We start from the raw sequence: 25,547 nt of genomic DNA, 5'->3' as shown, positions 1-25,547 counted from the left end.
CGGGCCGGGGCGGGCGGTACGGCCGGTGCGGGCGCGGCCGCCCGCCGCCCTCAGCGCCCCTGAGGCCGCCTGCCCCGTTCAGCCGCCGCCCCCGGGCCCCGCACCCGCCCCCTCCTGGCTCTCAGCCCTTGTCGTGCCCCGTGCCCGCCGCCGCCATCGCCGCTCCCACGATGCCCGCGTTGTTCTGGAGCTGGGCCGGGACGATCTCGGCCCGCACCTTCTCGATCAGCGGCAGGAACTTCTCCGCCTTGCGGCTCACCCCGCCGCCGATGATGAACAGCTCCGGCGAGAACAGCATCTCCACGTGCAGCAGATACTTCTGAACCCGGTGCGCCCAGTGCTGCCAGCTGAGGTCCTCGTCCTCCTTGGCCTTCGTGGAGGCGTGCTTCTCCGCGTCGTGGCCGTGCAGCTCCAGGTGGCCCAGCTCGGTGTTGGGGACGAGCCGGCCGTCGGTGAAGACCGCGCTGCCGATGCCCGTACCGAACGTCAGCAGGATGACCGTGCCCGTACGGCCCTTGCCCGCGCCGAAGGTCATCTCGGCGACCCCGGCCGCGTCCGCGTCGTTCAGGATGGTGACGGGCTGACCGATCCGCTCGCCCAGCAGGGTGCGGGCGTCCGTGTCGATCCAGCCCTTGTCGACATTGGCCGCGGTGCGGGTGACGCCGTCCGTGACGACCCCGGGGAAGGTGATGCCGACCGGGCCCGACCAGGCGAAATGGCCCACGACCTCGGCAACGCCGTCGGCCACGCCCTTGGGCGTGGCCGGATGCGGTGTCAGCACTTTGTGGCGCTCCCGCGCCAGGTCTCCGCGGTCCAGATCCACGGGAGCACCCTTGATCCCGGAACCGCCGATGTCCACGCCGAAGATCTCCATGGAACCCACGGTACGGGCAGGCCGGGCCCCTTGCGCGGCTACTCGGCGGAAAGGGCGGCGGCCTCGGCGCGCAGGTCGCGGCGCAGCTCCTTGGGGAGCGAGAAGGTGATCGACTCGTCGGCCGTCTTGACCGTCTCCACGTCCTCGTAACCGCGCTCCGCGAGCCACTCCAGGACCCCGTCGACCAGGACGTCGGGGACCGAGGCGCCGGAGGTCAGACCGACCGTGGACACGCCTTCCAGCCATGCCTCGTCGATCTCGCTCGCGAAGTCGACCAGGTACGCGGCGTCGGCTCCGGCGTCCAGGGCGACCTCGACCATGCGGATGGAGTTCGAGGAGTTCTTGGAGCCGACCACGATGACCAGCTCGGCCTCCTCGGCCAGCTTCTTCACCGCGATCTGGCGGTTCTGCGTGGCGTAGCAGATGTCGTCGCTGGGCGGCGAGAGGAGGTTGGGGAACTTCGACTTGAGCGCGCCCACCGTCTCCATCGTCTCGTCGACGGACAGGGTGGTCTGGGAGAGCCAGACGACCTTCGACTCGTCGCGGACCTCGATGTTCGCCACGTCCTCGGGGCCGTCGACCAGCTGGATGTGGTCGGGGGCCTCGCCGGAGGTGCCGATGACCTCCTCGTGACCCTCATGGCCGATCAGGAGGATGTCGTAGTCCTCCTTGGCGTACCGGACGGCTTCCTTGTGGACCTTGGTGACCAGCGGGCAGGTCGCGTCGATGGTGGCGAGCTTGCGCTCGGCGGCCTCCGCGTGGACGGTGGGCGCGACTCCGTGCGCGGAGAACATCACGATGGAGCCCTCGGGCACCTCCGCGGTGACGTCCACGAAGATCGCGCCCTTCTTCTCCAGGGTCTGCACGACGTACTTGTTGTGCACGATCTCGTGGCGGACGTAGATCGGGGCCCCGTACTGCTCCAGGGCCTTCTCGACGGCGATCACGGCACGGTCCACGCCCGCGCAGTAGCCACGGGGCGCGGCGAGCAGGACACGGCGGGCAGGCGTTGCAGTCATGCGTCCCATCGTAAGGCCGTGCCGAACGGGCGCGCGGACCGTCGGGTCGGGAGACTGGTCGCGGTGCGCGTGTGAAGCGTGGCGGACGGTGATGGAGGGGCGATGGCTTCGGTGTCGGAGAGCGGTTCGGGCAACGGTTCGGGCGGCGGTCCGGGTGGTGGTCCGGGTGGTGGTCCGGGTGGTGGTTCGGGGAGCGGTGCGGAAGAAGGGAAGCTGCGGCGGACGCTGGGGTTCCGGGATCTGGTCGTCTACGGGCTCCTCTTCATCGCCCCGATGGCCCCCGTCGGGGTGTTCGGCACCCTGGACGCGAAGTCCGACGGGGCGGTCGCGCTGGTCTATGTCGTGGCCACGGTGGTGATGGCCTTCACCGCCTTCAGTTACGCCCAGATGGTGCGGGTCGCCCCGTTCGCCGGTTCGGTCTTCACGTACGCCCGCAAGGGGCTCGGGGAAGGGCCGGGGTTCATCGCCGGGTGGATGGCCATGCTCGACTACCTCCTGATCCCGGCGGTCGCCTATCTCTTCTCCGGGATCGCGATGAACGCGCTGGTCCCGGAGGTCTCGCGGTGGGTGTGGACCGCGATCGCCGTGCTGATCACCACGCTGCTCAATCTGTGGGGCGTACGGGCGGCCGCCCGGGTCGGTTTCGCGGTGCTGGCCATGGAGATCGTGGTGCTGCTGGTCTTCGTGGTCTCGGCCCTGGTCGTCCTCGTACGGGACGGGGCGCAGCGCGGCTGGCTGACGCCGCTGACCGGGGACACCGGGTTCTCCATGGCGGCGGTGCTGGGTGCCGTGTCGATCGCCGTGCTCTCCTATCTGGGCTTCGACGCCATCGCCTCGTTCGCCGAGGAGGTGACGGGCGGCTCGGCGAAGGTGGCGCGGGCGGTGCTGTTCTGCCTGGTGCTGGCCGGTGTCCTGTTCGTGGCGCAGTCGTACCTGGCGGCGCTGCTGGAGCCGGTGAGTTCGGCGGAGCTGGCGGCGGACCCGGCGGCGCAGGGGTCGGCGTTCTACGACGCGGTGGACGCCTCGGTGGGGACCTGGCTGCACGACCTGGTGGCGGTGAGCAAGGCGATCGGCGCGGCGTTCGCCGCGCTGGCGGGGCAGGCCGCCGCCGGGCGGCTCGTCTTCGCGATGGCCCGGGAGCGGCGGCTGCCGCACCTCCTCGCGAAGGTCGACCCGAGCTCGGGGGTGCCGCGGGTGGCGATCCTGGGCGCGGCGATCGTGACGCTGGTGGCCGCCGTGTGGGCGGCCCGGCGCGACGACGGCCTGGACCATCTGGTCTCCGTGGTGGACATCGGCGCGCTGACGGCGTTCATCCTGCTGCACGCGTCGGTGGTCGGCTGGTTCGCCGTACGCCGCATGGCGGGGCCTCCGGTGTGGTGGCGGCATGTCCTCGTCCCGGTGGTGGGCGCGGGGGTGCTGGTCGCGGTCATCGTGGAGGCGACGACGTCCTCCCAGGTGGTGGGCCTCTGCTGGCTCGGGGTGGGGCTCGTGGTGCTGGCGGTGCAGGGGACGGGCCGCCGGGACGGTGCGGCGGGTCCGGGCGGCACGGGCAGGTGAGCCCTCGGGTGTCCCCTGCTGTCCTGGGCGGCGCCGTCGTCCCGGACATCGCCGCCGTCCCGCGCGTTCTCCGCTGTCCTGCGCGGGGCGGGTGTCCTGTCGGTGGCTGCCGATACGCTCGCCCGTATGGCTCTCAACACGTCCGCGGAAGCGCCGCTGCCCGTCGGTGAGGTGTCCCGGCTCATCGGCGGGTGGATCGACCGGCTCGGCGCGATCTGGGTGGAGGGGCAGATCACCCAGCTCTCACGGCGGCCGGGGGCCGGGGTCGTCTTTCTGACGCTGCGCGACCCGTCCCATGACATCTCGGTGAGCGTGACCTGTTTCCGGCAGGTCTTCGACCGGATCGCCGATGTGGTGACGGAGGGCGCGCGCGTCGTCGTGCTGGCGAAGCCCGAGTGGTACGCGCCCCGGGGGCAGCTGTCGCTGCGGGCCACCGACATACGGCCGGTCGGGATCGGCGAGCTGCTGGTGCGGCTGGAGCAGCTGAAGAAGTCGCTCGCCGCCGAGGGGCTCTTCGCCCTGGACCGCAAGAAGCCGCTGCCCTTCCTGCCGCAGCTCATCGGGCTGGTCTGCGGGCGGGCCTCCGCCGCCGAGCGCGATGTCCTGGAGAACGCCCGCCGCCGCTGGCCCGCCGTGCGCTTCGAGGTCCGCAACACCGCCGTGCAGGGGGTGAACGCGGTCGCCCAGGTGGTGCAGGCGGTCGAGGAGCTGGACGCGCTGGCCGAGGTCGATGTGATCGTGGTGGCCCGGGGCGGCGGCAGCGTGGAGGATCTGCTGCCGTTCTCCGACGAGCAGCTGATCCGGACCGTGGCCGCCTGCCGTACGCCGGTGGTCTCCGCGATCGGCCATGAGCCGGACTCGCCGCTGCTGGACCTGGTCGCCGACCTGCGGGCCTCCACGCCCACGGACGCGGCCAAGAAGGTCGTGCCCGACGTGGGCGAGGAGCTGGAGCGCGTACAGCAGTTGCGGGACCGGGCGCTGCGGACCGTACGGGGGCTGCTGGACCGCGAGGAGCGGGGGCTCGCGCACGCGCTGGGCCGCCCGGCGATGGAGCGGCCCCAGCGGCTGGTGGACGAGCGCGAGGCGGAGGTGGACGCGCTTCTCGGGCGCAGCCGCCGGGTGCTGGGCCATCTGCTGGACCGGGCCGATTCGGAGCTGTCGCACACGCTCGCCCGGGTCGTCTCGCTCTCGCCCGCCGCCACGCTGGAGCGGGGGTACGCGGTGCTCCAGCGGCCCGACGGGCATGTGGTGCGCTCCCCCGAGGAGGCCGGGGCGCCCGGCGAGCCGCTGCGGGCGCGGGTGTCGGACGGCGAGTTCACGGTGCGGGTGGACGGGGCCGGATGAGCCGGCCGACCGGCGGCCGGGGCCGTGCCCACGATGACGTAACAGCTCACATTTAGGGTGGATCACATGACGGACGACGACGGCACGGCGGCGACTGCCGCCGCCACGGGCACGCTCGGGTACGAGCAGGCGCGCGACGAGCTGATCGAGGTCGTGCGCCGGCTGGAGGCGGGCGGCACGACGCTGGAGGAGTCGCTGGCGCTGTGGGAGCGGGGCGAGGAGCTGGCGAAGGTCTGCCGGCACTGGCTGGAGGGCGCCCGTGCCCGGCTGGACGCGGCTCTGGCCCGCCCGGAGGGCGCCGAGGAGGGCTGAGCCCAGGCCTCGCACGAAGTAGCTGCATTGTGCAATGGATCACTCATCGCCGCTTTTAGTTGAAAGTTAACCTATCTCTGGAGTACCTTCGAGCTCTCCCCACCGCGTTCGTTCGGAAGGTTTGCACCAGATGTCCCTCGTTCTCGACCTCGCCGCCCAGGACCTCCTCTTCCGTGAGGCCCGCACCGCCAACACCTTCACCGACGAGCCGGTGACCGACGAGCAGGTCCAGGCGATCTACGACCTGGTCAAGTTCGGCCCGACCGCCTTCAACCAGTCGCCGCTGCGCGTCGTGCTGGTCCGCTCCGCCGAGGGTCGCGAGCGCCTGGTGCAGCACATGGCCGAAGGCAACCGCCCGAAGACCGCGACCGCCCCGCTCGTCGCGATCCTGGCCGCCGACAACGAGTTCCACGAGGAGCTCCCGGCGCTGCTCCCGCACTTCCCGCAGGCCAAGGACATGTTCTTCTCCGAGCGCCCGGTCCGCGAGTCCGCCGCCGGCCTCAACGCCGCGCTGCAGGCCGCCTACTTCATCATCGGCGTCCGGGCCGCCGGTCTGGCCGCCGGCCCGATGACCGGCTACGACGCCGCGGGCATCCAGAAGGAGTTCCTGGACGACGACCACACGCCGCTGATGGTCGTCAACATCGGCAAGCCGGGCGAGGACGCCTGGTTCCCGCGCAGCCCGCGCCTCTCCTTCGACGAGGTCGTCACCACCGTCTGAGTCGTACGGCCGAGCCCGCGCGGCTCCCGCCCGACGCGAAGGGGCCCCGGAACACCACGTGTTCCGGGGCCCCTTCGCGTACGCGCGTCAGGAAGCGGGCGTCGCGGGCGGCGTCGTCTTCAGCGCGGCGGCCATCTCGACCAGGCTCTCCTTCGGCGCCGAGCCGGTCACCACCGTGGTGTGGCCCTTCCCGGGCAGCACGAGGGCGTTGTACTTCGCGCCCTCCCAGACCTGCCACTCCCGGCCCGCCACCGTCTCCGTCCGCCCGGTGTTCTCGGCCTTCTGGCTGACCTCGGGGACGTACGTGCGCGCGGCGGCGGTGGACTGCTCGACCGCGACGTACTTGCGGTCCGCGTCGAGGAAGCCCAGGTGCCAGGACTTGCCCTCGGCCTCGTCGTACCGGACGGAGGTCGCCTTCCACTTCTCCGGCAGGCCCTCCGGCGCGGCCACCGGGTAGGGGGCGGCGGTGCGTACCGTCGCCAGCTCCACGGTGAAGTCGACCGCCTTGATCGGGTCGGCGTGCTCGTCCTTCGGGATGAAGAGGTATATGACCCCCGCGCAGGCGGCGATCACCAAAGTCGACAGGAACATGTCCCGGACTGTCTGCTTGCCTCGCTTGCTTGCCACGGCATCCATGGTGGCACGCGGCCTGACACGCCCGGCCGCAGGGTACCGGTCACGGCCGGGACACCGGGGTGCTCATGCGTGACCCGCCCTGCTCATTTTATCGACCTACCGATAGAGTCACAGCACCCTCATATCCGGTCGTCGCCGTACAGAAAGGTGCGCTCCGATGTCCGAGCATCATCTGCCGTCCCAACTGGAGGTCTCCCCGGAGGCCCCCGACCGCAACCTGGCCCTGGAGTTGGTCCGGGTCACCGAGGCCGCCGCCATGGCGGCCGGGCGCTGGGTGGGCCGCGGCGACAAGATCGGCGCCGACGGCGCCGCCGTGAAGGCCATGCGGACCCTCGTCTCGACCGTCTCGATGAACGGCGTCGTCGTCATCGGCGAGGGCGAGAAGGACGAAGCCCCCATGCTGTTCAACGGCGAACGGGTCGGCGACGGCACCGGTGCCGAGGTCGACATCGCCGTCGACCCGATCGACGGCACCACGCTCAACGCCAAGGGCATGCCGAACGCCATCGCCGTGCTGGCGGCGGCCGACCGCGGCGCGATGTTCGACCCGTCCGCGGTCTTCTACATGGACAAGCTGGTCACGGGGCCCGAGGCGGCGGACTTCGTCGACATCGACGCGCCCGTGTCGGTGAACATCCGGCGCGTGGCACGGGCGAAGAACTCCACGCCCGAGGACGTCACCGTCGTCATCCTCGACCGCCCCCGGCACGAGGGCATCGTCAAGGAGATCCGGGAGACCGGCGCGCGGATCAAGTTCATCTCCGACGGCGATGTCGCGGGCTCGATCATGGCGGCCCGCGAGGGCACCGGCGTCGACCTGCTGATGGGCATCGGCGGGACGCCCGAGGGCATCATCTCGGCGTGCGCCATAAAGTGCCTCGGCGGCGTCATCCAGGGCAAGCTCTGGCCCAAGGACGAGGCCGAGCGGCAGCGGGCGCTGGACGCGGGCCACGACCTGGACCGGGTGCTGTCGACCGACGACCTGGTCAGCGGCGACAACGTGTTCTTCGTGGCGACGGGGATCACCGACGGTGAGCTGATGCGCGGTGTGCGGTACCGCGCGGAGACGGCGACCACCGAGTCGATCGTGATGCGGTCCAAGTCCGGCACGATCCGGACGATCTCCTCGACCCACCGGCTGTCGAAGCTGCGCGCCTACAGCGCCATCGACTTCGACCGCGCGAAGTAGTCCACGGCCGGGGCACGAAGGGCGCGCAGAGGGGGTGCGGGGAGCGAATCGACGCTCCCCGCACCCCCTCTGCGTATACGCGTGTGCGTTCAGCCCGCCGCGGCTATGTGCTCGGCCGTCGTCGCGGCCGTGAGCTCGATGTCCCGCCGTCGTCGCCGGGCCAGCGCCACCCGGCGCTCCGCCGCGGTGAGCCCGCCCCACACCCCGTACGGCTCGGGCTGCATCAGCGCGTGCTCCCGGCACTCCACCATGACCGGACACCGGGCGCAGACCCGCTTGGCGGCCTCCTCGCGGGCCAGCCGGGCGGCGGTCGGCTCCTTCGACGGGGCGAAGAACAGGCCCGCCTCGTCACGGCGGCAGGCCGCCTCGGAATGCCAGGGGCCCGCATCGTCCTCCCGAGCGGGGGTCCGCTGGGCCGGAACGGCGGCGACCTGCAGAGGCTGATGCGGCGGTTGCAGCACGGTCTACTCCTGACGACGGCTACGGCTTCGCGAGCGAGAGACGATGCAGCACTCCCTACCCGCTGTGCGTACGCCTATGCACTGAGTGGCACCGGCGCGCGACGCACCGCAATGCGCCCCCGCGGCATTCTGGCCGATTACCGATTACCGGAGATCGTCAGCCCTGCTGTATATCCATGGCCGATTCAGTGGCCGAGATGTTTGCGCAACCGCCGCTGGAGATCCGCGACGAACTTTCCCCGCTTCGGCTTCGCCTCCACACTCCCGAACACGGCGTAGCCGTTCACCACGACGACCGGCGCTTCCGGATCCGCCGATTCGAGCGACTTCACCTCGAAACCGCCGAACACACCGGTGCCGTTGCCGCGCAGTGAGATGTTCTCCGGGACTCGGACCTCGACGCTGCCGAAGATGGACGTCGCATTGATGACGGTGAAGCGTTGGCCGAAAAGCGCTTCGGTCAGATCGATCTCCACGCTGCCGAAGAGCGCGAAGGCGTTCGTCCGGCCGCCGACCCGCCAACGCCCCTTGCGGACCGAGCTGCTGAAGACCGCGACGAGATTGTCCGCGGGGCCCTCCGGGGCCTCGGGGCCATAGCCGTACGGGCGCGGGCCCGGGTTTTCGGCGGTGGAGCCGGAGGACACGGGCAGGTCCCGGACCAGCGGCTGGAGTTCGCCGACGGTCTTGGCCCGGTAGACCAGGTCGATGCGCTCCGCGTGCTCGTCCGCCGTCAGGCGGCCCTCGGCCATCGCTTCCCGCAGGATGTCCGCGATCCGGTCACGGTCGGCGTCGGAGGCGCGGATGCCATCGCCGCCCAGGACTTCGGCGGGCGGCGGGACGGCCGGCGCGACAGGCTGCTGGGGCTGCTTCTCTAGGTCCACCGGCCCAGCGTACCCAAACGCGATAGATCGCGACTACCCCTCGACGCGGCGTGCCCCGGTCCTCCGGCGGCCTCCGCGGCGGAACGTCCAGGTGAGCCTTACCTCACAGGATCCTCCGGAAGGGGGCGCTCTACCCTGGTGGATGCGCTGCCCGAGGGAGGTCAGCCGCCGTCGCCGAGTGAGGAATGGCCGTCATGGCAGAGTTTGCGTACTCCGATCTGCTCCCCCTGGGGGAGGACACCACGCCGTACCGTCTGGTGACCGCCGAGGGCGTCTCCACCTTCGAGGCCGACGGGCGTACGTTCCTCAAGGTCGACCCGGAGGCGCTGCGCACGCTGGCCGCCGAGGCGATGCACGACATCTCGCACTATCTGCGCCCGGCCCACCTGGCGCAGCTGCGGCGGATCGTCGACGACCCGGAGGCGTCCTCCAACGACAAGTTCGTGGCGCTGGACCTCCTGAAAAACGCGAACATCGCCGCCGCGGGCGTGCTGCCGATGTGCCAGGACACCGGTACGGCGATCGTCATGGGCAAGCGCGGGCAGAACGTGCTGACCGAGGGCGGTGACGAGGAGGCCCTGTCGCACGGGATCTACGACGCGTACACCAAGCTCAACCTGCGCTACTCGCAGATGGCCCCGCTGACCATGTGGGACGAGAAGAACACCGGCTCCAACCTCCCGGCCCAGATCGAGCTGTACGCCACCGACGGCGGCGCGTACAAGTTCCTGTTCATGGCGAAGGGCGGCGGCTCGGCCAACAAGTCGTTCCTCTACCAGGAGACGAAGGCCGTCCTGAACGAGGCCTCCATGATGAAGTTCCTGGAGGAGAAGATCCGTTCGCTCGGGACCGCGGCCTGCCCGCCGTACCACCTGGCGATCGTGGTCGGCGGCACGTCGGCGGAGTTCGCGCTGAAGACCGCGAAGTACGCCTCCGCGCACTACCTGGACGAGCTGCCCGCCGAGGGCTCCCCCACCGGGCACGGCTTCCGGGACAAGGAGCTGGAGGAGAAGGTCTTCGAGCTGACGCAGAAGATCGGGATCGGCGCCCAGTTCGGCGGCAAGTACTTCTGCCACGACGTGCGCGTGGTGCGGCTGCCCCGGCACGGCGCCTCGCTGCCCGTCGCCATCGCCGTGTCCTGCTCGGCGGACCGCCAGGCCACCGCGAAAATCACCGCCGAGGGCGTCTTCCTGGAGCAGCTGGAGAAGGACCCGGCGCGCTTCCTCCCCGACACCACCGACGAGCACCTCGACGAGGCGGGCGGGGACGTCGTGGAGATCGACCTCAACCGGCCGATGGACGAGGTGCTGGCCGAGCTGACGAAGTATCCGGTCAAGACCCGCCTCTCGCTGACCGGCCCGCTGGTCGTGGCCCGTGACATCGCGCACGCCAAGATCAAGGAGCGCCTGGACGCGGGCGAGGAGATGCCGCAGTACCTGAAGGACCACCCGGTGTACTACGCGGGCCCGGCGAAGACGCCCGAGGGGTACGCCTCCGGTTCCTTCGGCCCGACGACGGCCGGCCGCATGGACTCCTACGTGGAGCAGTTCCAGGCGGCGGGCGGCTCGAAGGTGATGCTCGCCAAGGGCAACCGCAGCAAACAGGTCACCGACGCCTGCGGCTCCCACGGCGGCTTCTACCTCGGCTCGATCGGCGGCCCGGCGGCCCGGCTCGCGCAGGACTGCATCAAGAAGGTCGAGGTCGTCGAGTACGAGGAGCTCGGCATGGAGGCGGTCTGGCGCATCGAGGTCGAGGACTTCCCCGCGTTCATCGTCGTCGACGACAAGGGCAACGACTTCTTCACCGAGCCCGCCCCGGCGCCGACGTTCACCAGCATTCCGGTGCGGGGCCCGGGCCTCGGCTGACCCCGTCCCGTACGCGCAGGAGGAGGGCCCGTCCGTGCGGACGGGCCCTCCCGCGCGTCCTCAGCCGTCCAGCAGGCCCGATGTCGCGACCAGATAGCCCAGCTGCGCCCGGCTGTTGCTGCCGAGCTGCTCGGAGACCTTGCGCATGTGCTCGGCGACGCTGCGGCGGCTCATGCCGATCCGGCGGGCGATGGAGGCATCCGTCTCGCCGTTGACGACGGCCTGGAGGATGGCGCGCTGGAGGTCGGAGGTGACGACGGGGGTGCGCAGCGGGGCGCGTTCGGGGCGGACCGGGACCGCGCGGGACCACGCCTCGTCGAAGTGGCGGACCAGGAAGCGGACCAGGGACGGGTGCTGGACGCGCAGGGCGCTGTTCGGTTCGTCGGAGAACGGGATGAAGGCGAGGTCCCGGTCGAAGACGATGAACCGGTCCACGACCTCGGCCAGCGTCCTGATCTCGGCGCCCTCGGCGGTCACCTGCTCGATGTAGGCGAGCGTGGTGCGGTCCGAGCGGACGGTGTGCTGGTAGAGGGTGCGCTGCCGGATGCCGCGGCGCAGGTTGCCCAGGTCGCGCGGGAGCGACTCCTGGAGGATGTGGGCCGGGCGGCCGCCGCCGGGGTGGGCGGTGCGGACCTCGGCGCGGCAGCCGCTGACCCCGGCGTCCAGGGCCTTGCTGATGACGGCCTGGCCGGAGAGCCGGGTGAGGGCGGGCCGTTCCCGCCGGTGCATCTCGGTGTAGAGGCCCTCGAAGGCGGCGAGAGTGGCGCGGGCGGAGCGCAGCGTGCGGCGCTGCTCGACGATCGCCTCCTCGATCGGGGCGAGGGCGGCGAACGAGGCGGTCTCCGGTGGTACGGGGATGAGGTCGCCGGGCGACTCCTGGTCGGCCACCATCAGATGCAGGGAGCGCAGGCAGCGGGGCGCGGCGCCGGCCGGGAGGCTGCCCTCCGTCAGCGCACGGCGATAGGCCGCGAGCGCCGCCTCGCAGGGTTGTTCCGGTATCGACCGGTCCGAGGGTGATTTACGGCAATCACATACCGGTGAGGGGGAATGATCGTCCTTCACAAGGATGCAGATTACCTTTGTGCAATCGGCAGCGTTCCGCCCGGCGCCCGTGCTCGACGAGTATGTGCGGGTGACATCAGGAATCGACGAAGCGGACGGGCCGAAGGCGAACGAGGCGGACGGCGGTACCGGGAAGGACCGGGACACCGCGGTCTCCGAGCGCCGTTTCCGATTCCTCGTCGCCGGATACGCGGTGTCTTCCTACGGCACATTCCTGAATATGGTGGCGCTCAATCTCTTCGTCTACGAGACGACGGGCCGGGCGCTGGCCATGGGGCTGTTCATGGCGGTGCGGCTCGCCTCCGGATTCGTCGCCGGTCTGGTCGTGGGCGGTCTGCTCGCCCGGTTCAGCGCGAAAAGCATCATGCTGTGGGCGAATGTCGGACAGGGCTCCGTGATGCTGGTGCTCATCCTGGCGCCGGAGAGTCTGGTGACCGGGGCGCTGATGGCCGTCTCGGTGGTGATCGGGGCGTGCGGGACGCTGTTCATGGTGGCGTTGCGCAGTTCGATCCCGGAGATGGTCGGCGAGGACCGCAGGGCCTGGGCCAACTCTCTTTCGATCACCGGGCGTTCGCTGGCCATGGTGGCGGGGTTCGCCTCGGCGGGCGTGGTGGTGTCCCTCGTGGGGTACACCGCGGCCTTCCTGCTCGACATGGCGACGTTCGTGGTCTGCGCGGTCACGGTGGCCCTGCTGCCGATCGCGGGCGGCAAGGGGGCGGCGAGCGCGGTCGGGGCGCCCGGCGCCGAGAAGGCCGGGAAGGCCGGGAAGAGCGAGCAGGCGGAGAAGAGGGAGAAGAGCGGGCCGCGGTGGCGGCCCGTGGCCTTCGTCGCGCTCGCCGCCGCGCCCGGCCTGGGCCTGATGGTGGCCCTGCGCGGGGTCGACGCGTTCGGTTCCTCGTCCCACAACGCGGCGCTGCCGATCTACTCCACCTCGCTGGACGCGTCGAATCCGGCGGTGTTCGTCAGTGCGTTCTGGTGTGTGTGGGCGCTCGGCAACATCGGCGCCCAGCAGGTGATCCAGCGGTACGCGCAGCGCACCGGACGCTCCGTGGGGGCGCTCGGATTCGGCTACGGCACGGTGGTGATGTCGGCGGCGTTCATCGCGGCCTTCGCCGGGTTCCCGCTGGCCGTGACGGCGGTGATCGCGCTGATCGCGGGGGCCGCGGACGGTCTCACCGAGGTCGCGTACACCTCGCATCTCCAAACACTTCCGGCCACCTTGCGCGGTCACGCCTTCGGTCTTTCGGCCACTTTCGAGAACCTCGGTTTCGGCGTCGGCATGATCCTGGTGGCGGCGGCCCTCGACCGGTTCTCCCCGCTGGCCGTGGTGGGCTGGTCCCACGGCGCCGCCATCGTCGTCGCCGTGGTGTTCCTGCTGAGGGTGGCGGGGCTGCGGCGGGCGGAGCGTACGGGGCGGGCGGGGCTGCGAAAGGAAGAAGCCGTTGAGAGACGACCGGATCGCGGTGATCGGGACGGCGCTGAGGTTTCCCGGGGCTGACACTCCCGAGGCGTACTGGCGCGACATCCGGACGGGGACCGGCCGCGTACACCGGTTCACCCGGGCCGAGTTCGCCGCGGCCGGCATCCCGGCGGCGGCGTACGAGCGGCCGGGGTTCGGCGGGGCGAGCGGGCTACTGACCGGGGTGGACGGCTTCGACGCCGGGTTCTTCGGGATGAGCGGGCGCGAGGCGGAACTCACCGATCCGCAGCAGCGGCTGTTCCTGGAGTGCTGCTTCCACGCCCTGGAGGACGGGGGTTACGCGGGCGGCGAGAAGGCCTACGCAGGTGGCGGGGACCGTTACGCGGGCGGCGGCGGCGACGGCGGCTCCGTACGGATCGGGGTGTACGGCAGCTCCGGCTATCGCCTGTACTCGCTGCACAGCTATCTGGCGGCGAACCTGGCGGCGGAGGCCGGATCGGGCGACTGGATGACCGCCAAGCAGGTCCAGGTCGGTAACTACACCGACTTCACCGCCACCCGGGCCGCCTTCCGGCTCGGCCTGACGGGTCCGGCGCTCACCGTGTCGACGGCCTGTTCCAGCGCCCTGGTCTCGGTGCACCTGGCCTGCCAGGCACTGCGCGCCGGGGACGCGGACCTGATGCTGGTCGGCTCCGCCGCCCTGCATCTGCCGCAGGTCACCGGCCAGCTCCCGGTGAAGGGCTCCACGCTCTCCCCCACCGGCACGGTCCGGGCCTTCGACGCGGGCGCGGACGGCACGGTCGGCGGGAACGGGGCCGCCGCCGTCCTCCTCAAACCGCTAGAGCGGGCGCTGGCGGACGGCGACACCGTGCACGCGGTGATCCTGGGCTCGGCCGTCACCAACGACGGGGCGGACAAAGGGGGGTTCGCCGCGCCCGGGGTCGCCGGGCAGCGGGACGCGGTGCTCGGGGCGCTGCGCGCGGCGGACGTGGACGCGGCGTCGATCGGCTATGTGGAGGCGCACGGCACGGGCACGCTGAAGGGCGACCCGATCGAGTTCGCCGCCCTGACCGAGGCGTTCCGCGCGCACACCGACCGGACCGGCTTCTGCGCCCTCGGCTCGACCAAGCCCGCCATCGGCCATCTGGACAGCGCGGCGGGGCTCGCCGGGCTGATCAAGGCCGTCGAGGTGCTGCGGCACGGGGTGGTCCCGCCGCTGGTGAACTACTCCCGGCCCAACCCGGCGCTGGCGCTGGACGACAGCCCGTTCCTGCTGCCGGTACGGGAGCGGGCCTGGCCGCTGGCGGGCGTGCGGCGAGCCGGTGTGCACTCCATCGGCATGGGCGGTACGAACGCCCATGTGATCCTGGAACAGGCGCCGGAGGCCGTGCCCGCCGCGAGCCCGGAGAGACCCGTGCCCGCGCTGCTGCCGCTCTCGGCCGCGGACGAGGACGCGCTGCGGGCGTACGCCGTCGCGCTGCGGGACCGTCTGACGGGCGGGCCGGACCACCCGGCGGGCGAGGCGTACACCGCCCCCTCCCCCGCCGATCTGCTGACCACGACCGCGCTCGGGCGGCGGCTCCTGCCGCACCGGCTGGTCGTGACGGCCGCGGACCCGGTGGCCGGTCTCGACGCGTTCCTGTCCGGGGCGCCGGCGGGCGAGGCGTACACGACCGGGGTCGCCGGTTCCGTACGCCGGCCGGTGTTCCTGTTCAGCGGCCAGGGCGGCGGGTACCCGGGCATGGGCGCGGAACTGTCCGCGCGCTTCCCGGTGGTGGCCGAGGTGCTGGAGACCTGCGCCCGGGTGTACGCGGAGGAGACCGGGCGGGGCGACTTCCTGGACCGGATCGTCGACGGGCGGGGGCCCGAGCGGTGGGACACCGCCTTCGCGCAGCCGGCCCTGTTCGCCCTCCAGATCGCCCAGGCCCGGATGTGGGAGCGGCTCGGGATCACTCCGGCCCGGGTCGCCGGGCACAGCGTCGGCTCGTACGCGGCGCTGTGCGTGGCCGGGGCGCTGGACACCGAGGACGCGATGCGGCTGGTGTGCGGGCGCGGGCGGCTGATGCAGGAGCGGTCGGCCCCGGGCGCGATGGTCTCCGCCTTCGTCCCCCGGAGCCGGGTGCGGGAGCTGCTGGCCGCGGTGCCCGGTCTTGAGCTCGCCGTGGTCAACGGCGCGGCCCACCATGTGCTGGGCGGCCCTCCGGAGGCGGTGGACGCGGCGCAGGTCCTGCTGGCGGCGCGGGGTGAGGCGTACGAGGTGCTGGCGGTGGACCGGGCGTTCCACACGGCGCTGCTCGACCCGGCGCTGGAGGAGTTCCGGGTGCTGGCCGACAAGACGGAACTGCGGCCGCTGCACACGGAGTTCGTCGATGGAATCGACGGCACGGTCCGCCCCGCCGGGTGGCGGCCGGACGCCGCGTACCTGGTCGCGCAGGCCCGTCGTACGGCCGACTTCGCCGCCGTCCTGGACCGGCTGGCCGGATCCCCGCCGGCCGAACCCTCGACCGCCGAACCCTCGACCGCCGGATCGCCCTCGCCCGGAGCCGCGCCGCTGCTGGAGCTGGGCCCGTCCGCCGTGCTGACGGGGATGGTCCGCCGGTCGCTGCCGGACGCGGTCTGCGTACCGACGCGGCAGTGGGAGCGGGCGGTGGCCGCGCTGCACTGCGCCGGGGCCGGGGTGGACTGGGCCGCACTGCTCGACGGCTGCGGCGGCCGGCGCGTCCGGCTGCCCACGTACCCGTTCCGACGCCGCTCCCACTGGAGGGGCCCGGCCCCGTACACACCCCCGGCGCCCCTCACACCACGTACACCAGGTACACCACGCACGACACCACGTACACCGCTCACGGAGGACCGCATGACCGAACAGGCCGTACTGGACAGGGTGCTGGAGCTGACCGCGCGCCATCTCGGGCATCGGCCCGACGAGGTGGCCGCCGACCGCACCTTCGTCGGCCTCGGTGCGGACTCGCTCCAGCTCATCGGGATGGTGCGGCAGTTGGAGGCCGAGTTCGGCACGGAGATCAGCATGCGGGAGATCCTGGAGGAGGCGGGCACACCCCGGCTGACGGCCGAGCTGATAGCCGGGCGGAAAGCGCCCGCGATATCCGTGGAGCCGACGCCCGCCGCCCGCATACCCGCGCCCGCGCCTGTCGCGCACGTACCCGCGCCCGTTTCCGTCGCCGTGGCCTCCGCGCCCGCGCCCGCCTCCGGCGAGCCGGCATACGCCACCCGGGCCGAGGTCGCCGCTCTCTCCGAGCAGATACGTCAACTGGCCGAGACCCAGGCCGCGATGCTCACCCAGCTCTCCGAGGCCGTCGCGCTGCTGACCGCCCGCACCGGGACGGAGACGCGATGAGCGCGACGAGCGCGACCATGCGTGCGTCCGCCGACGCCGTGGCCAGAGCGGCGGAACTGTCCCGCAGGCTCACCGACCAGCTCGCGGCGGCCCGGGGCCAAGCCCCGGCGGAGAAGGCGAAACCCGCCGCCGAGACCGCGCACGGCCCTCGTCTCGTCGTCGACGCGGCGGGCGGAATGGCCGGGGCGGGGGCCGACGCGGCGCAGCGGGCCCACACCGCGTCCCTGATCCGCCGGTTCACCGAGCGCACCCGCACCTCCAAGGAGCTGGCCCAGCGGCACCGTTCGGTGCTCGCCGACAGCCGGGCCGTCGTGGGGTTCCGGGACGCCACCAAGGAGATGCTCTACCCGGTCGCGGCCCGCTCCGCGCACGGCTCCCGGCTCACCGACGTGGACGGCAACACCTACACCGACATCACCATGGGCTTCGGCGCGCTGCTCCTCGGCCATGAGGCGGAGCCCGTCACCGAGGCCGTGCGCCGCCATCTCTCCGACGGCCTGCGCTTCGGCCCCCGGTCCCCCGACACCGGCGAGGCGGCCGCCCTCCTCGCTTCGCTGACCGGCATGGAACGGGTCGCCTTCGCCTCGTCCGGTACGGAGGCGAACTCGGCGGCGATCCGGCTGGCGCGGGCCGCGACCGGGCGCGACAAGGTCGTCATGTTCCGGGGCTCGTACCACGGGCACATCGACTCCGTCCTCGGCCGCCCCGGCGGTCCCGGTCAGCACGCCGTGCCCGTGTCGCGGGGCATCCCGGACAGCGCGGTGGCGGAGCTGATCGTGCTGGAGTACGGGAGCGCGGAGGCTCTGGAGACGATCGACTCCCTCGGGGACACGATCGCCGCCGTGCTCGTCGAGCCCGTGCAGTGCCGCAACCCGGGCCTGCGGCCGGTGGAGTTCGTGCGCTCGCTGCGTGAACTCACCGCCCGCCGGGGCATCGTGCTGCTCTTCGACGAGATGCTGACCGGGCTCCGCCCCCATCAGCACGGCGCCCAGGAGCACTTCGGGGTGATCCCGGACCTGGCCACGTACGGCAAGGCGCTCGGGGCCGGCTTCCCGATCGGCGCGGTGGCGGGGCGGGCGGATCTGCTCGACGGGGTGGACGGCGGGTTCTGGCGGTACGGGGAGCCGGGCGGGCCCTCGCGCGAGACCACGTTCATCGGCGGCACGTACATGCAGCATCCGCTGTCGATGGCGGCGGCCCGCGCGGTCCTCACCCACCTCACCGATCAGGGGCCCGGGCTCCAGAGCGGACTCAACGCCCGCACGCAGGCGCTCGCGGACCGGCTCAACGCCTTCTTCCGCGACGAGGAATTCCCGCTGGAGCTCACCCACTTCGGGTCGATGTTCCGCTTCAAGCACCGCGCCGACCTGGAGTTGCTCTACCACCACCTCCAACTGCGCGGTGTGTACGTATGGGAGTGGCGCAGCTTCTATCTCTCCACCGCCCATACGGAGGAGGACGTGAACCGGGTCGCGGAGGCGGTGGAGGGCTCGCTGCGGGAGCTGCGCGACGGCGGGTTCTTCCCCCGGTCCGCCCGCCCCACGACCGCCGCCGTGCAGCGGCCCGAAGTACCGCGCCCCGCACCCGACTTCGGCCTCTACTTCTTCGGTGACTACCCGGAGACCGCCGAGGCCGCCGAGGCCGCCGGGAGCGGCACCCCGGAGGCGTACGACACCGTCTTCGAGACCGCGCGCTTCGCCGACGCGCACGGCTTCTCCTCGCTCTGGCTGCCCGAGCGGCACTTCGACTCCTTCGGCGGGATCTTCCCGAACCCCGCGGTGCTCGCCGCCGCCGTGGCCCGGGAGACCGAACACGTCCGGATCAACGCGGGCTCGGTCGTCCTCCCGCTGCACGATCCGGTGCGGGTCGCCGAGGAGTGGTCGGTGGTCGACAACCTCTCCGGCGGCCGGGTCGGCATCGGCTGCGCCACCGGCTGGCACGCCCGGGACTTCGCCCTGCACCCGGACCGGTTCGCGGACCGGCGGCGGATCGCCTTCGACCACCTCGACGAGGTGCGCCGGCTGTGGCGCGGAGAAGCGGTGCGGCGGCGCACGGGCGAGGGCGCCGAGGCCGAGATCCGGATCCGCCCGCGCCCGGTGCAGGAGGAGCCGCCGTTCTTCCTGGCCACCTCCGGGCAGCGTGCCTCGTACGAGGAAGCGGCCCGGCGCGGCCTCGGCGTCGTCACCAATCTGATGAGCCAGACGGTGGACGAGCTGGCCGAGAACATCGCGCACTACCGGCGTACGCGTGCGGCGTGCGGGCTCGACCCGGCGGCCGGGCGGGTGACGGTGCTGGTGCACACGTATCTCGGCGACGACCACGCCACCGCCCGGGCCGAGGCGCTGGAGCCGATGGTGCGCTATCTGCGGTCCTCGCTGCTGATGCGCTCGGCGGCCACGGCGGCGGGGCAGCGGCGTGAGGACGTGGCGGCGGCGAGCGAGGAGGACCTGGACTACCTGTTCCGCCGGGCCTACGACCGCTACTGCGACCAGCGGGCCCTGATCGGTACGCCGTCGAGCGTCGCGCCGTTCGTCGACGCGCTGCATGGTGCGGGCGTGGACGAGATCGCCGCGCTGGTCGACTTCGGGATGGACCGGGAGCGGCTGCGGTCGGGGCTGGAACGCCTGGACCTGCTGCGCCGCCGCACACAGGAGCGGGACGCGCGGGGACGGGACGCCGAGGAGCGGGAGGCCGGGGGACGGAAGGGCCGGGACACCGTCGCGCCCGCCACCTCGGCGCAGCGGCGGTTGTGGCTGGCCGCGCAGTTGATGCGGAACCCGGCGGCGTACAACGAGACCCAGGCCGTACGGCTGCGCGGGCCGCTGGACGTGCCGGCGCTCCGGACGGCGGTCGACGGGCTGGTCGAGCGGCACGCGGGGCTGCGGACGGTGTTCCGGGGCGAGGAGGAGTCCGGTGTCGTCCAGGTCGTCCGGGAAGGGCTCCGGATCCCGCTGACGGTCACCGACGCCGGAGGGCAGGACGCCGAGCAGGCGATCGGGGCGCTGCTCTCCGAGGAGAGCGGCCGGGCCTACGACCTGGCCGAGGGGCCGCTGTTCACGCCCCGGCTGCTCCGGCTGGCCGAGGACGACCATGTCCTGGTCCTCGGCATGCACCACATCATCACGGACGCGCACTCGGCGGCGCTGGTCGCCGGTGACCTCCGGGAGCTGTACACGGCGGCTCGCGCCGGACGCCCGCCGGTCTTCGAGCGGCCCGCCGGGACGACCGTCGGGGCCCCCGAGCCCGTGTACGACCCGGCCGACCTGGACTGGTGGCGCGAGCTGCTGGGCGAGGGCCCGCCGGTGCCGGCCCTGCCGACGGACCGGCCGCGCGGCCGTCGGGTGGCGGGGCGCGGCGGGGCGGTGGCCCGGACCGTGGGCCGGGAGCGGACGGAGAGGCTGCGGGAGTGGAGCGGCGAGCAGGGGGTGACCCTGTTCGCCACGCTGTGCACGGCCTGGCAGCTGGTGCTGCGGCGGCGGTCGGGGCAGGACGCGTTCCTGCTGGGCACGACGTTCGGGCGGCGTCGGCCGGAGACGTCGGACGCGGTCGGCTTCCATGTGGCGCTGCTGCCGTTGCCGCTGTCCGCCACGGACGCGACCCCGCCGGCGGAGGCCGTACGGAACACCGGCCGGGCGCTGTTCGCGGCGGACGAGCACAGCGGGGTGGACCTGGACGCGCTGCTGGCCGCCGTCCATCCGGACCCGGGGAATCCGCGGCCGCTGGTGACGGTTTCGGTCGATCTGGACCGCGCGGCGTTGGCCGGAATAGATCTACCCGGGCTGCGTACGGAGGAAGTGGCGGCCGGAACGGAGTCGGCGCCGCTGGAGCTGGCGCTGATGGCCACCCAGCGCCGGGACGGAAGCCTGCGGCTGCGGCTGCGCCACGACGCGGACCTGTTCGACGCGGCGACGGCGGAGGGGTATCTCGCGGAGCTGGACGAGCAGCTGGACACGCTGACGGGCCCGCGGGCGGACGTGCCGGTGGACCCGAAGGCGGACCCGGGCGCGGAGCAGCAGGTCGCGGCGGCCCCCGGGGCCACCACCACCGCCGCCCTGCTCCGTGAGGTCTGGGAGTCCGTCCTCGGTCTGCGCGACGCCCCCGCCGACGGCAACTTCTTCGACCTGGGCGGCAATTCGATCGCCGCGATCCGCCTCGTGAACCGGGTCCGGGACACGCTCGGCGTCGACTACCCGCTGGCGGACTTCTTCGCCGACGCCACCCTGCGGGCCATGACCGAGCAGCTGGCGGGCGAGGATCCCCTGGCGGCGGAAGCGGCCGTCGTCGACCGCGCCCCCGTCAGCGACCAGCAGGCCCGGATGATCGCCGGGCACCACACCATGCCCGACCCCGCCGTCTGGAACGTACCGACGCGGATCACGTTCACCGGGGCACTGGATCCGGCGGCTCTGCGGTCCGCCGTCGCCGAGGTGATCGCCCGGCACGACGCGCTGCGGACCCGGTTCACGCAGGAGGGCGCGCCGGACGGGCCCTGGTGGCAGGAGGTGCTGGCGGCGGGGCCGGTGGCGTTGCCGGTGGAGGATCTGACGGGGCTGCCGGCCGCCGAGCGGCGTCCTCGGGCGGACGCCCTGTGCCGGGCGGACGCGGCGACCCCGTTCGACCTGGGCCGGTCGCTCCAGCCCCGGGTGCGGCTGCTGCGGGTCGAGGAGGACCGCTGGGAGCTGATGTTCGTCCTGCACCACGTGTGCGCCGACGGCTGGTCGCTGTCCGTGCTGCTCGCGGAGATCGCGGCGCTGTACACGGCGGCTGCCGCGGGCGTCCCGCACGGTCTGCCCGATCCGGCGATGCAGGCGCCCGCTTACGCCCGGTGGCAGCGCGAGCACCACGATCCCGACGCCGAGGCGGAACGGGCCGCGTTCTGCGCCCGCTACCTGGACGGGGTGCCGTCCGCCGTGCCCGTACCGACGGACCGGCCGCGTCCGCAGAAGCTGAGCGGGCACGGGGACACGGTGCGCGGGGTCGCGTCGGGTGCGGTGCGGAAGGCGGTGGAGGAGCTGGCCGCCGAGCGGCGCACCACCCCGTTCGCGGTCGCGGCGGCGGCGCTCGGGGTGTTCCTGACCCGGCTGTCGGGAGAACCGGACACGTTGTTGAGCGTTCCGTACGCCAACCGGGAGGGCACCGCGTCGGAGTCGCTCGTGGCGATGACGTCCACAGCGGTGATGGTCCGCGTACAACTGGATTCAGCCAATCTTGACGAGAGTTGCGCGGACCTCGCCGTCCGTACGGGCGCGGGTGCGCTCGGCGCCATGGCGCATGTTCTGCCCACCGCGCGCATCATGCAGGCGATGCGGGACGCGGGCGCTGTCAGCGTCCCCGACCGGGTGCCGCACGTCCTGGCGTTCCAGAACTCCGTCGACACGGACATCGAGATACCCGGGCTCCGGGTCGAGGTGGCCGATCTGGCACCGCCGCTTTCCCGCAGTGAGCTGTGCTTCGGGCTTGCGCCGCGCCGTGACCCCGCGAAGGGTTATCGAACGTTCCTGGAATTCTCCACCGACCTGTGGGACCACACGACCGCCCGCGACCTTCTCTCGTCGTACACCGACCTGCTCGCGGAGTTCTGCGCCCGGCCCGACCGGCCGGTGCGGGAACTCCTCGCGGAGCGACCCTCTCAGCCACTGCCGAACACCGGAAAGGCGGACGCCGTATGACTCCGGCCCCCCACCGCAGCCACACCGACGACCTGCTCTCCTTCATCGCCGCCAGCCCCTCCCCCTACCATGTGGTGGCCAGTGCGGCCCAGCGTCTGGAGAAGGCCGGGTTCCGCGAACTGCGGGGCACGGACGACTGGACGGGGGCGACCGGCGGCTGCTTCGTCAGCCGCGCCGGGGCGTTGATCGCCTGGTACGTCCCCGAGGGCGCGCCCGCCCACACCCCGTTCCGGATCGTCGGCACCCACACCGACTCGCCGAACCTGCGGATCAAACCCGCACCGGACACCGGGACTTCGGGCTGGCGGCAGATCGGGGTGGAGATCTACGGCGGGGTTCCGCTGAACACCTGGCTCGACCGCGATCTGGGCATCTCCGGCCGGCTCGCACTGCGCGGCCCCGACGGCGTACCGCGCAGCCTGCTCGTCCAGATCGACGAGCCCCTGCTGCGGGTGCCCCAGTTGGCCATCCACCTGGACCGTTCGGTGAACGAGGGCGTGGCGCTGGACCGGCAGCGGCACATCGCGCCGATCTGGGCGCTGGGCGACCCGCGGGAGGGCGAGCTGCTGCGCCGGGTCGCGTCGGCCGCCGGGGAGGACCCGGCGGACGTGCTCGGCTGGGACCTGATGCTGCACGACATCCAGCCGCCCGGATACCTGGGCGTGGACCGGGAGTTCGTCGTGGCGTCCCGGCTGGACAACCAGGTCTCGGTGCACGCCGGGGTGACCGCGCTGGTGGATGCGGCGACGGGCTCCACGCAGCCCTCCTTCGTGCCGGTGCTGGCCGCCTTCGACCACGAGGAGGTCGGCAGCGGTTCCGAGACGGGCGCCCAGAGCCCGCTGCTGGAGCGGATCCTGTCGCGGTCCGTGGCGGCGCGCGGCGGCAGCGACGAGGACTGGTCGCGGGCGCTGGCGGGCGCGTTCTGTGTGTCCGCCGACATGGCGCACGCGGTGCACCCCAACTACGCGGAGCGGCACGACCCCGACCACCACCCGCTCCCCAACGGCGGCCCGACGGTCAAGGTGAACGTCAACCAGCGGTACGCCACCGACTCCACCGGCATCGCGGTGTTCACGGCCGCGGCCGAGCGGGCCGGGGCCCCCTGGCAGCCGTTCGTCTCCAACAACGCGATGCCCTGCGGTACGTCGATCGGCCCGCTCACGGCGGCCCGCCTCGGCGTCACCACGGTGGACGTCGGGGTGCCGGGTCTTTCGATGCACTCGGCGCGCGAGCTGTGCGGGGTGCGCGACCCGGGCCATCTCGCCGCCATCCTCACCACGATCATGGTCGGGGACTGACCGAACTCCGGTAACGGAGCAAAGAGAACAGGAACGACCGTGGCCGACGAAGAGACCGTCCTCATCTGCCTGCCCTTCGCCGGGGCGGGCCCCTCCTTCTTCACGCCCTGGCAGAAACTGGCGCCGGAGGGTCTGCGGATCCTCCCGGTGTCCCTGCCGGGCCGCGAGAAGCGGTTCCCCGAGCCGGCGTACACCTCGGCGGCCCCGGCCGTCGACGACGCGTACGCGCAGGTGTCGGCGGCGCTGGGCGCGGAGGGCGGGGGCGGCGGCCCGGTCGTGCTGTTCGGGCACAGCATGGGCGCGGTGCTCGCGTACGAACTGGCGCACCGGATCGAGCGGTCGGGCGCGGGCGGGGCGGTCCGGCTGGACGCGCTCGTCGTCAGCGGCGCGCCCGGCCCCTGGACACCGCGCACGGACCGGGCGGACGGGCTGCCGGACGAGGAGTTCGCCGCCCGGGTCCGGGCCTTCGCCGGGTACGACCACCCGGCGCTGGCGAACCCGGAGATGCGGGAGCTGCTGCTGCCGACGCTCCGGGCGGACGTCCGGCTCCACGAGACGTACGTCCCGTCCACGGACCGGCCGTTGGGCGTGCCGATCGTCTCGGTCCGGGGCCGGGAGGACACCTTGGTCGGGGCGGCGGAGGCGGCCGAGTGGGGCCGGGCGACGACGGAGAAGCTGACGGTGGCCGAGCCGGCCGGCGGGCACATGTACCTCACCGAGCGGCCGGGCGAGCTGCTGGAGCTGGTCGCCGCCGAGGTGCGCGCGGCGAGGGGCCGGTGACCGGCGAAGGCGCGGGCCCCGTGCGCGCGGGCGACGGCGGGAAGCTCGTCGGGCGGACCGCCCTGGTCACGGGGGCGGCGCGCGGTCTCGGCCGGGCCTGTGCGCTGGCCCTCGCCCGTGAGGGCGCGGACCTGGTGCTGCTGGACGTGGCGGGCGAGCTGCCCGGGGTGCCGTATCCGCTCGGCTCGGCCTCGCAGCTCGCGCACACCGAGCGGCTCTGCCGGGAGGCCGGGTCCGCCGTGCTGACCCGGCGGGCCGACGTCCGGGATCTGGCGGCGCTGGAGTCGGCGGCCAAGGCGGCCGAGGAGCGCTTCGGCCGGATCGATGTACTGGTCAACAACGCCGGGATCGCGGCCCCTTCGGGCCGCCCGGCGCACGAGATCACCGAGGCCGAGTGGCAGCTGATGATCGATGTGGATCTGGGCGGTGCGTGGCGGGCGATCCGTGCGGTGGGCGGCCGGATGGTCGCTCAGGGGTCCGGTTCGATCGTCAACATCGCCTCGACGGCGGGTCTGGTGGGCTACCGGCACTTCGCGGGGTACGTCGCGGCCAAGCACGGTCTGGTGGGCCTCACGAAGGCGGTGGCCCTGGACTACGCGCCGCGCAAGGTCCGGGTCAACGCGGTGTGTCCGGGCTCGGTGCGGGACGACGAGGCGATGGAGGGCCGGATGCTGGCGGAGATCGCCCGCTCGCTGGAGGTGCCGGTCGCCGAGCACGGGACGGCCTTCGTCCGGGACCAGCCGATGAACGCGCTGGTGGAGCCGGGCGATGTGGCGGAGGCGGTGCTCTGGCTGGCCTCGGACGCGTCCCGGCAGGTGACCGGCAGCGTGGTCGCCGTGGACGGCGGGTTCACCGCCCGCTGACAGCCGTTTTCCCTTCCGTGTACGAGGAGTTGCGTACGTGCCGCCTGCCCATCACGCCCTGACGGTGAGCCTGCCGCCGACCGTCGCCGACACCGCGCTCGCCGCCGCCCTCACGACGGCGGCGGAGCTGTGGTGGCCCGGGGACCGCCACACCCGGCTGTGGACGGAGCGGGTGCCCGCCCCGGCCGGGTCCGACGCGGCCGCCCGGCGGCGCGAGGCCGAGGCCCGCCGCCCGGTC

General features: G+C 72.7%; 19 protein-coding genes. 13 read left to right on the top strand and 6 right to left on the bottom strand.

Annotated elements, in window-relative coordinates; all coding sequences use genetic code 11:
* Positions 1–121: 121 nt before the first annotated feature.
* Both G3I54_RS19155 and G3I54_RS19150 read right to left on the bottom strand, forming a co-directional pair.
* Entirely contained in the window at positions 122–874 is a 753-nt protein-coding gene (locus G3I54_RS19155) for an ROK family protein (RefSeq protein ID WP_164616086.1), read from the bottom strand.
* A gap of 38 nt (positions 875–912) precedes the next feature.
* Complete coding sequence (locus tag G3I54_RS19150) at positions 913–1,902, bottom strand: 4-hydroxy-3-methylbut-2-enyl diphosphate reductase (protein ID WP_170994521.1); 990 nt, start codon at positions 1,900–1,902, stop codon at positions 913–915.
* A 93-nt stretch (positions 1,903–1,995) separates the two neighbouring features.
* On the opposite strand from G3I54_RS19150, the gene G3I54_RS19145 reads away from it, so the two are divergent.
* The 4 genes from G3I54_RS19145 (at position 1,996) to G3I54_RS19130 (ending at position 5,827) form a co-directional block, all read left to right on the top strand.
* Entirely contained in the window at positions 1,996–3,450 is a 1,455-nt protein-coding gene (locus G3I54_RS19145; protein WP_239144441.1) for an APC family permease, read from the top strand.
* Between the two features lie 126 nt (positions 3,451–3,576).
* Positions 3,577–4,794: an exodeoxyribonuclease VII large subunit gene (gene xseA, locus G3I54_RS19140; RefSeq protein WP_164616085.1), complete on the top strand. Its 1,218-nt coding sequence runs from the start codon at positions 3,577–3,579 to the stop codon at positions 4,792–4,794.
* 66 nt (positions 4,795–4,860) lie between these two features.
* Positions 4,861–5,106, top strand: coding sequence for an exodeoxyribonuclease VII small subunit (locus tag G3I54_RS19135; protein WP_164616084.1), 246 nt, complete (start codon positions 4,861–4,863; stop codon positions 5,104–5,106).
* 130 nt (positions 5,107–5,236) lie between these two features.
* Complete coding sequence (locus tag G3I54_RS19130; protein WP_164616083.1) at positions 5,237–5,827, top strand: malonic semialdehyde reductase; 591 nt, start codon at positions 5,237–5,239, stop codon at positions 5,825–5,827.
* An 87-nt stretch (positions 5,828–5,914) separates the two neighbouring features.
* Here the strand turns inward: G3I54_RS19130 and G3I54_RS19125 are convergent, their stop codons facing one another.
* Positions 5,915–6,463 carry a DUF4245 domain-containing protein gene (locus G3I54_RS19125; protein WP_164616082.1) on the bottom strand — a complete coding sequence of 183 codons (549 nt, stop codon included), beginning with the start codon at positions 6,461–6,463 and terminating at the stop codon, positions 5,915–5,917.
* A 157-nt stretch (positions 6,464–6,620) separates the two neighbouring features.
* On the opposite strand from G3I54_RS19125, the gene glpX reads away from it, so the two are divergent.
* On the top strand, positions 6,621–7,652 hold the full coding sequence (glpX, locus tag G3I54_RS19120; RefSeq protein WP_164616081.1) for a class II fructose-bisphosphatase: 1,032 nt from the start codon (positions 6,621–6,623) through the stop codon (positions 7,650–7,652).
* Between the two features lie 89 nt (positions 7,653–7,741).
* Here the strand turns inward: glpX and G3I54_RS19115 are convergent, their stop codons facing one another.
* Both G3I54_RS19115 and G3I54_RS19110 read right to left on the bottom strand, forming a co-directional pair.
* A complete protein-coding gene (locus G3I54_RS19115) occupies positions 7,742–8,113 on the bottom strand; it encodes a WhiB family transcriptional regulator (RefSeq protein WP_096627193.1) in 372 nt (123 codons plus the stop codon).
* Positions 8,114–8,298: 185 nt separating this feature from the next.
* Positions 8,299–8,994 carry a DUF1707 and DUF2154 domain-containing protein gene (locus tag G3I54_RS19110; RefSeq protein WP_164616080.1) on the bottom strand — a complete coding sequence of 232 codons (696 nt, stop codon included), beginning with the start codon at positions 8,992–8,994 and terminating at the stop codon, positions 8,299–8,301.
* A 194-nt stretch (positions 8,995–9,188) separates the two neighbouring features.
* On the opposite strand from G3I54_RS19110, the gene G3I54_RS19105 reads away from it, so the two are divergent.
* Positions 9,189–10,859: a fumarate hydratase gene (locus G3I54_RS19105; protein ID WP_164616079.1), complete on the top strand. Its 1,671-nt coding sequence runs from the start codon at positions 9,189–9,191 to the stop codon at positions 10,857–10,859.
* A 60-nt stretch (positions 10,860–10,919) separates the two neighbouring features.
* Here the strand turns inward: G3I54_RS19105 and G3I54_RS19100 are convergent, their stop codons facing one another.
* Positions 10,920–11,921 carry a LuxR C-terminal-related transcriptional regulator gene (locus tag G3I54_RS19100; RefSeq protein ID WP_164616078.1) on the bottom strand — a complete coding sequence of 334 codons (1,002 nt, stop codon included), beginning with the start codon at positions 11,919–11,921 and terminating at the stop codon, positions 10,920–10,922.
* Between the two features lie 82 nt (positions 11,922–12,003).
* On the opposite strand from G3I54_RS19100, the gene G3I54_RS19095 reads away from it, so the two are divergent.
* The 7 genes from G3I54_RS19095 to G3I54_RS19065 all read left to right on the top strand — a co-directional run.
* Positions 12,004–13,419, top strand: coding sequence for an MFS transporter (locus G3I54_RS19095; protein WP_164616087.1), 1,416 nt, complete (start codon positions 12,004–12,006; stop codon positions 13,417–13,419).
* Entirely contained in the window at positions 13,364–16,699 is a 3,336-nt protein-coding gene (locus G3I54_RS19090; protein WP_164616077.1) for a type I polyketide synthase, read from the top strand. The genes G3I54_RS19095 and G3I54_RS19090 overlap by 56 nt, the downstream gene beginning before the upstream one ends.
* Positions 16,696–22,368 (top strand): MupA/Atu3671 family FMN-dependent luciferase-like monooxygenase, encoded by a 5,673-nt coding sequence (locus G3I54_RS19085; protein WP_164616076.1) that lies wholly within the window; start codon positions 16,696–16,698, stop codon positions 22,366–22,368. The genes G3I54_RS19090 and G3I54_RS19085 overlap by 4 nt, the downstream gene beginning before the upstream one ends.
* Positions 22,365–23,666, top strand: coding sequence for a M18 family aminopeptidase (locus tag G3I54_RS19080; protein WP_164616075.1), 1,302 nt, complete (start codon positions 22,365–22,367; stop codon positions 23,664–23,666). Before G3I54_RS19085 ends, G3I54_RS19080 begins: the two co-directional genes overlap by 4 nt.
* A 39-nt stretch (positions 23,667–23,705) precedes the next feature.
* On the top strand, positions 23,706–24,446 hold the full coding sequence (locus G3I54_RS19075) for an alpha/beta fold hydrolase (RefSeq protein WP_164616074.1): 741 nt from the start codon (positions 23,706–23,708) through the stop codon (positions 24,444–24,446).
* Positions 24,447–24,466: 20 nt separating this feature from the next.
* A complete protein-coding gene (locus G3I54_RS19070; protein ID WP_164616073.1) occupies positions 24,467–25,309 on the top strand; it encodes an SDR family oxidoreductase in 843 nt (280 codons plus the stop codon).
* 37 nt (positions 25,310–25,346) lie between these two features.
* Positions 25,347–25,547 (top strand): hypothetical protein (locus G3I54_RS19065; protein WP_164616072.1); only part of this gene is annotated, 201 nt, incomplete at its 3' end.

Origin of the sequence: Streptomyces sp. SID14515, assembly GCF_010548505.1 — a bacterium.
Taxonomy (GTDB): Bacteria; Actinomycetota; Actinomycetes; order Streptomycetales; family Streptomycetaceae; genus Streptomyces; species Streptomyces caviscabies.
The sequence above is the reverse complement of the archived record's forward strand: the minus strand, read 5'-3'. Positions and strand labels throughout refer to the sequence as shown.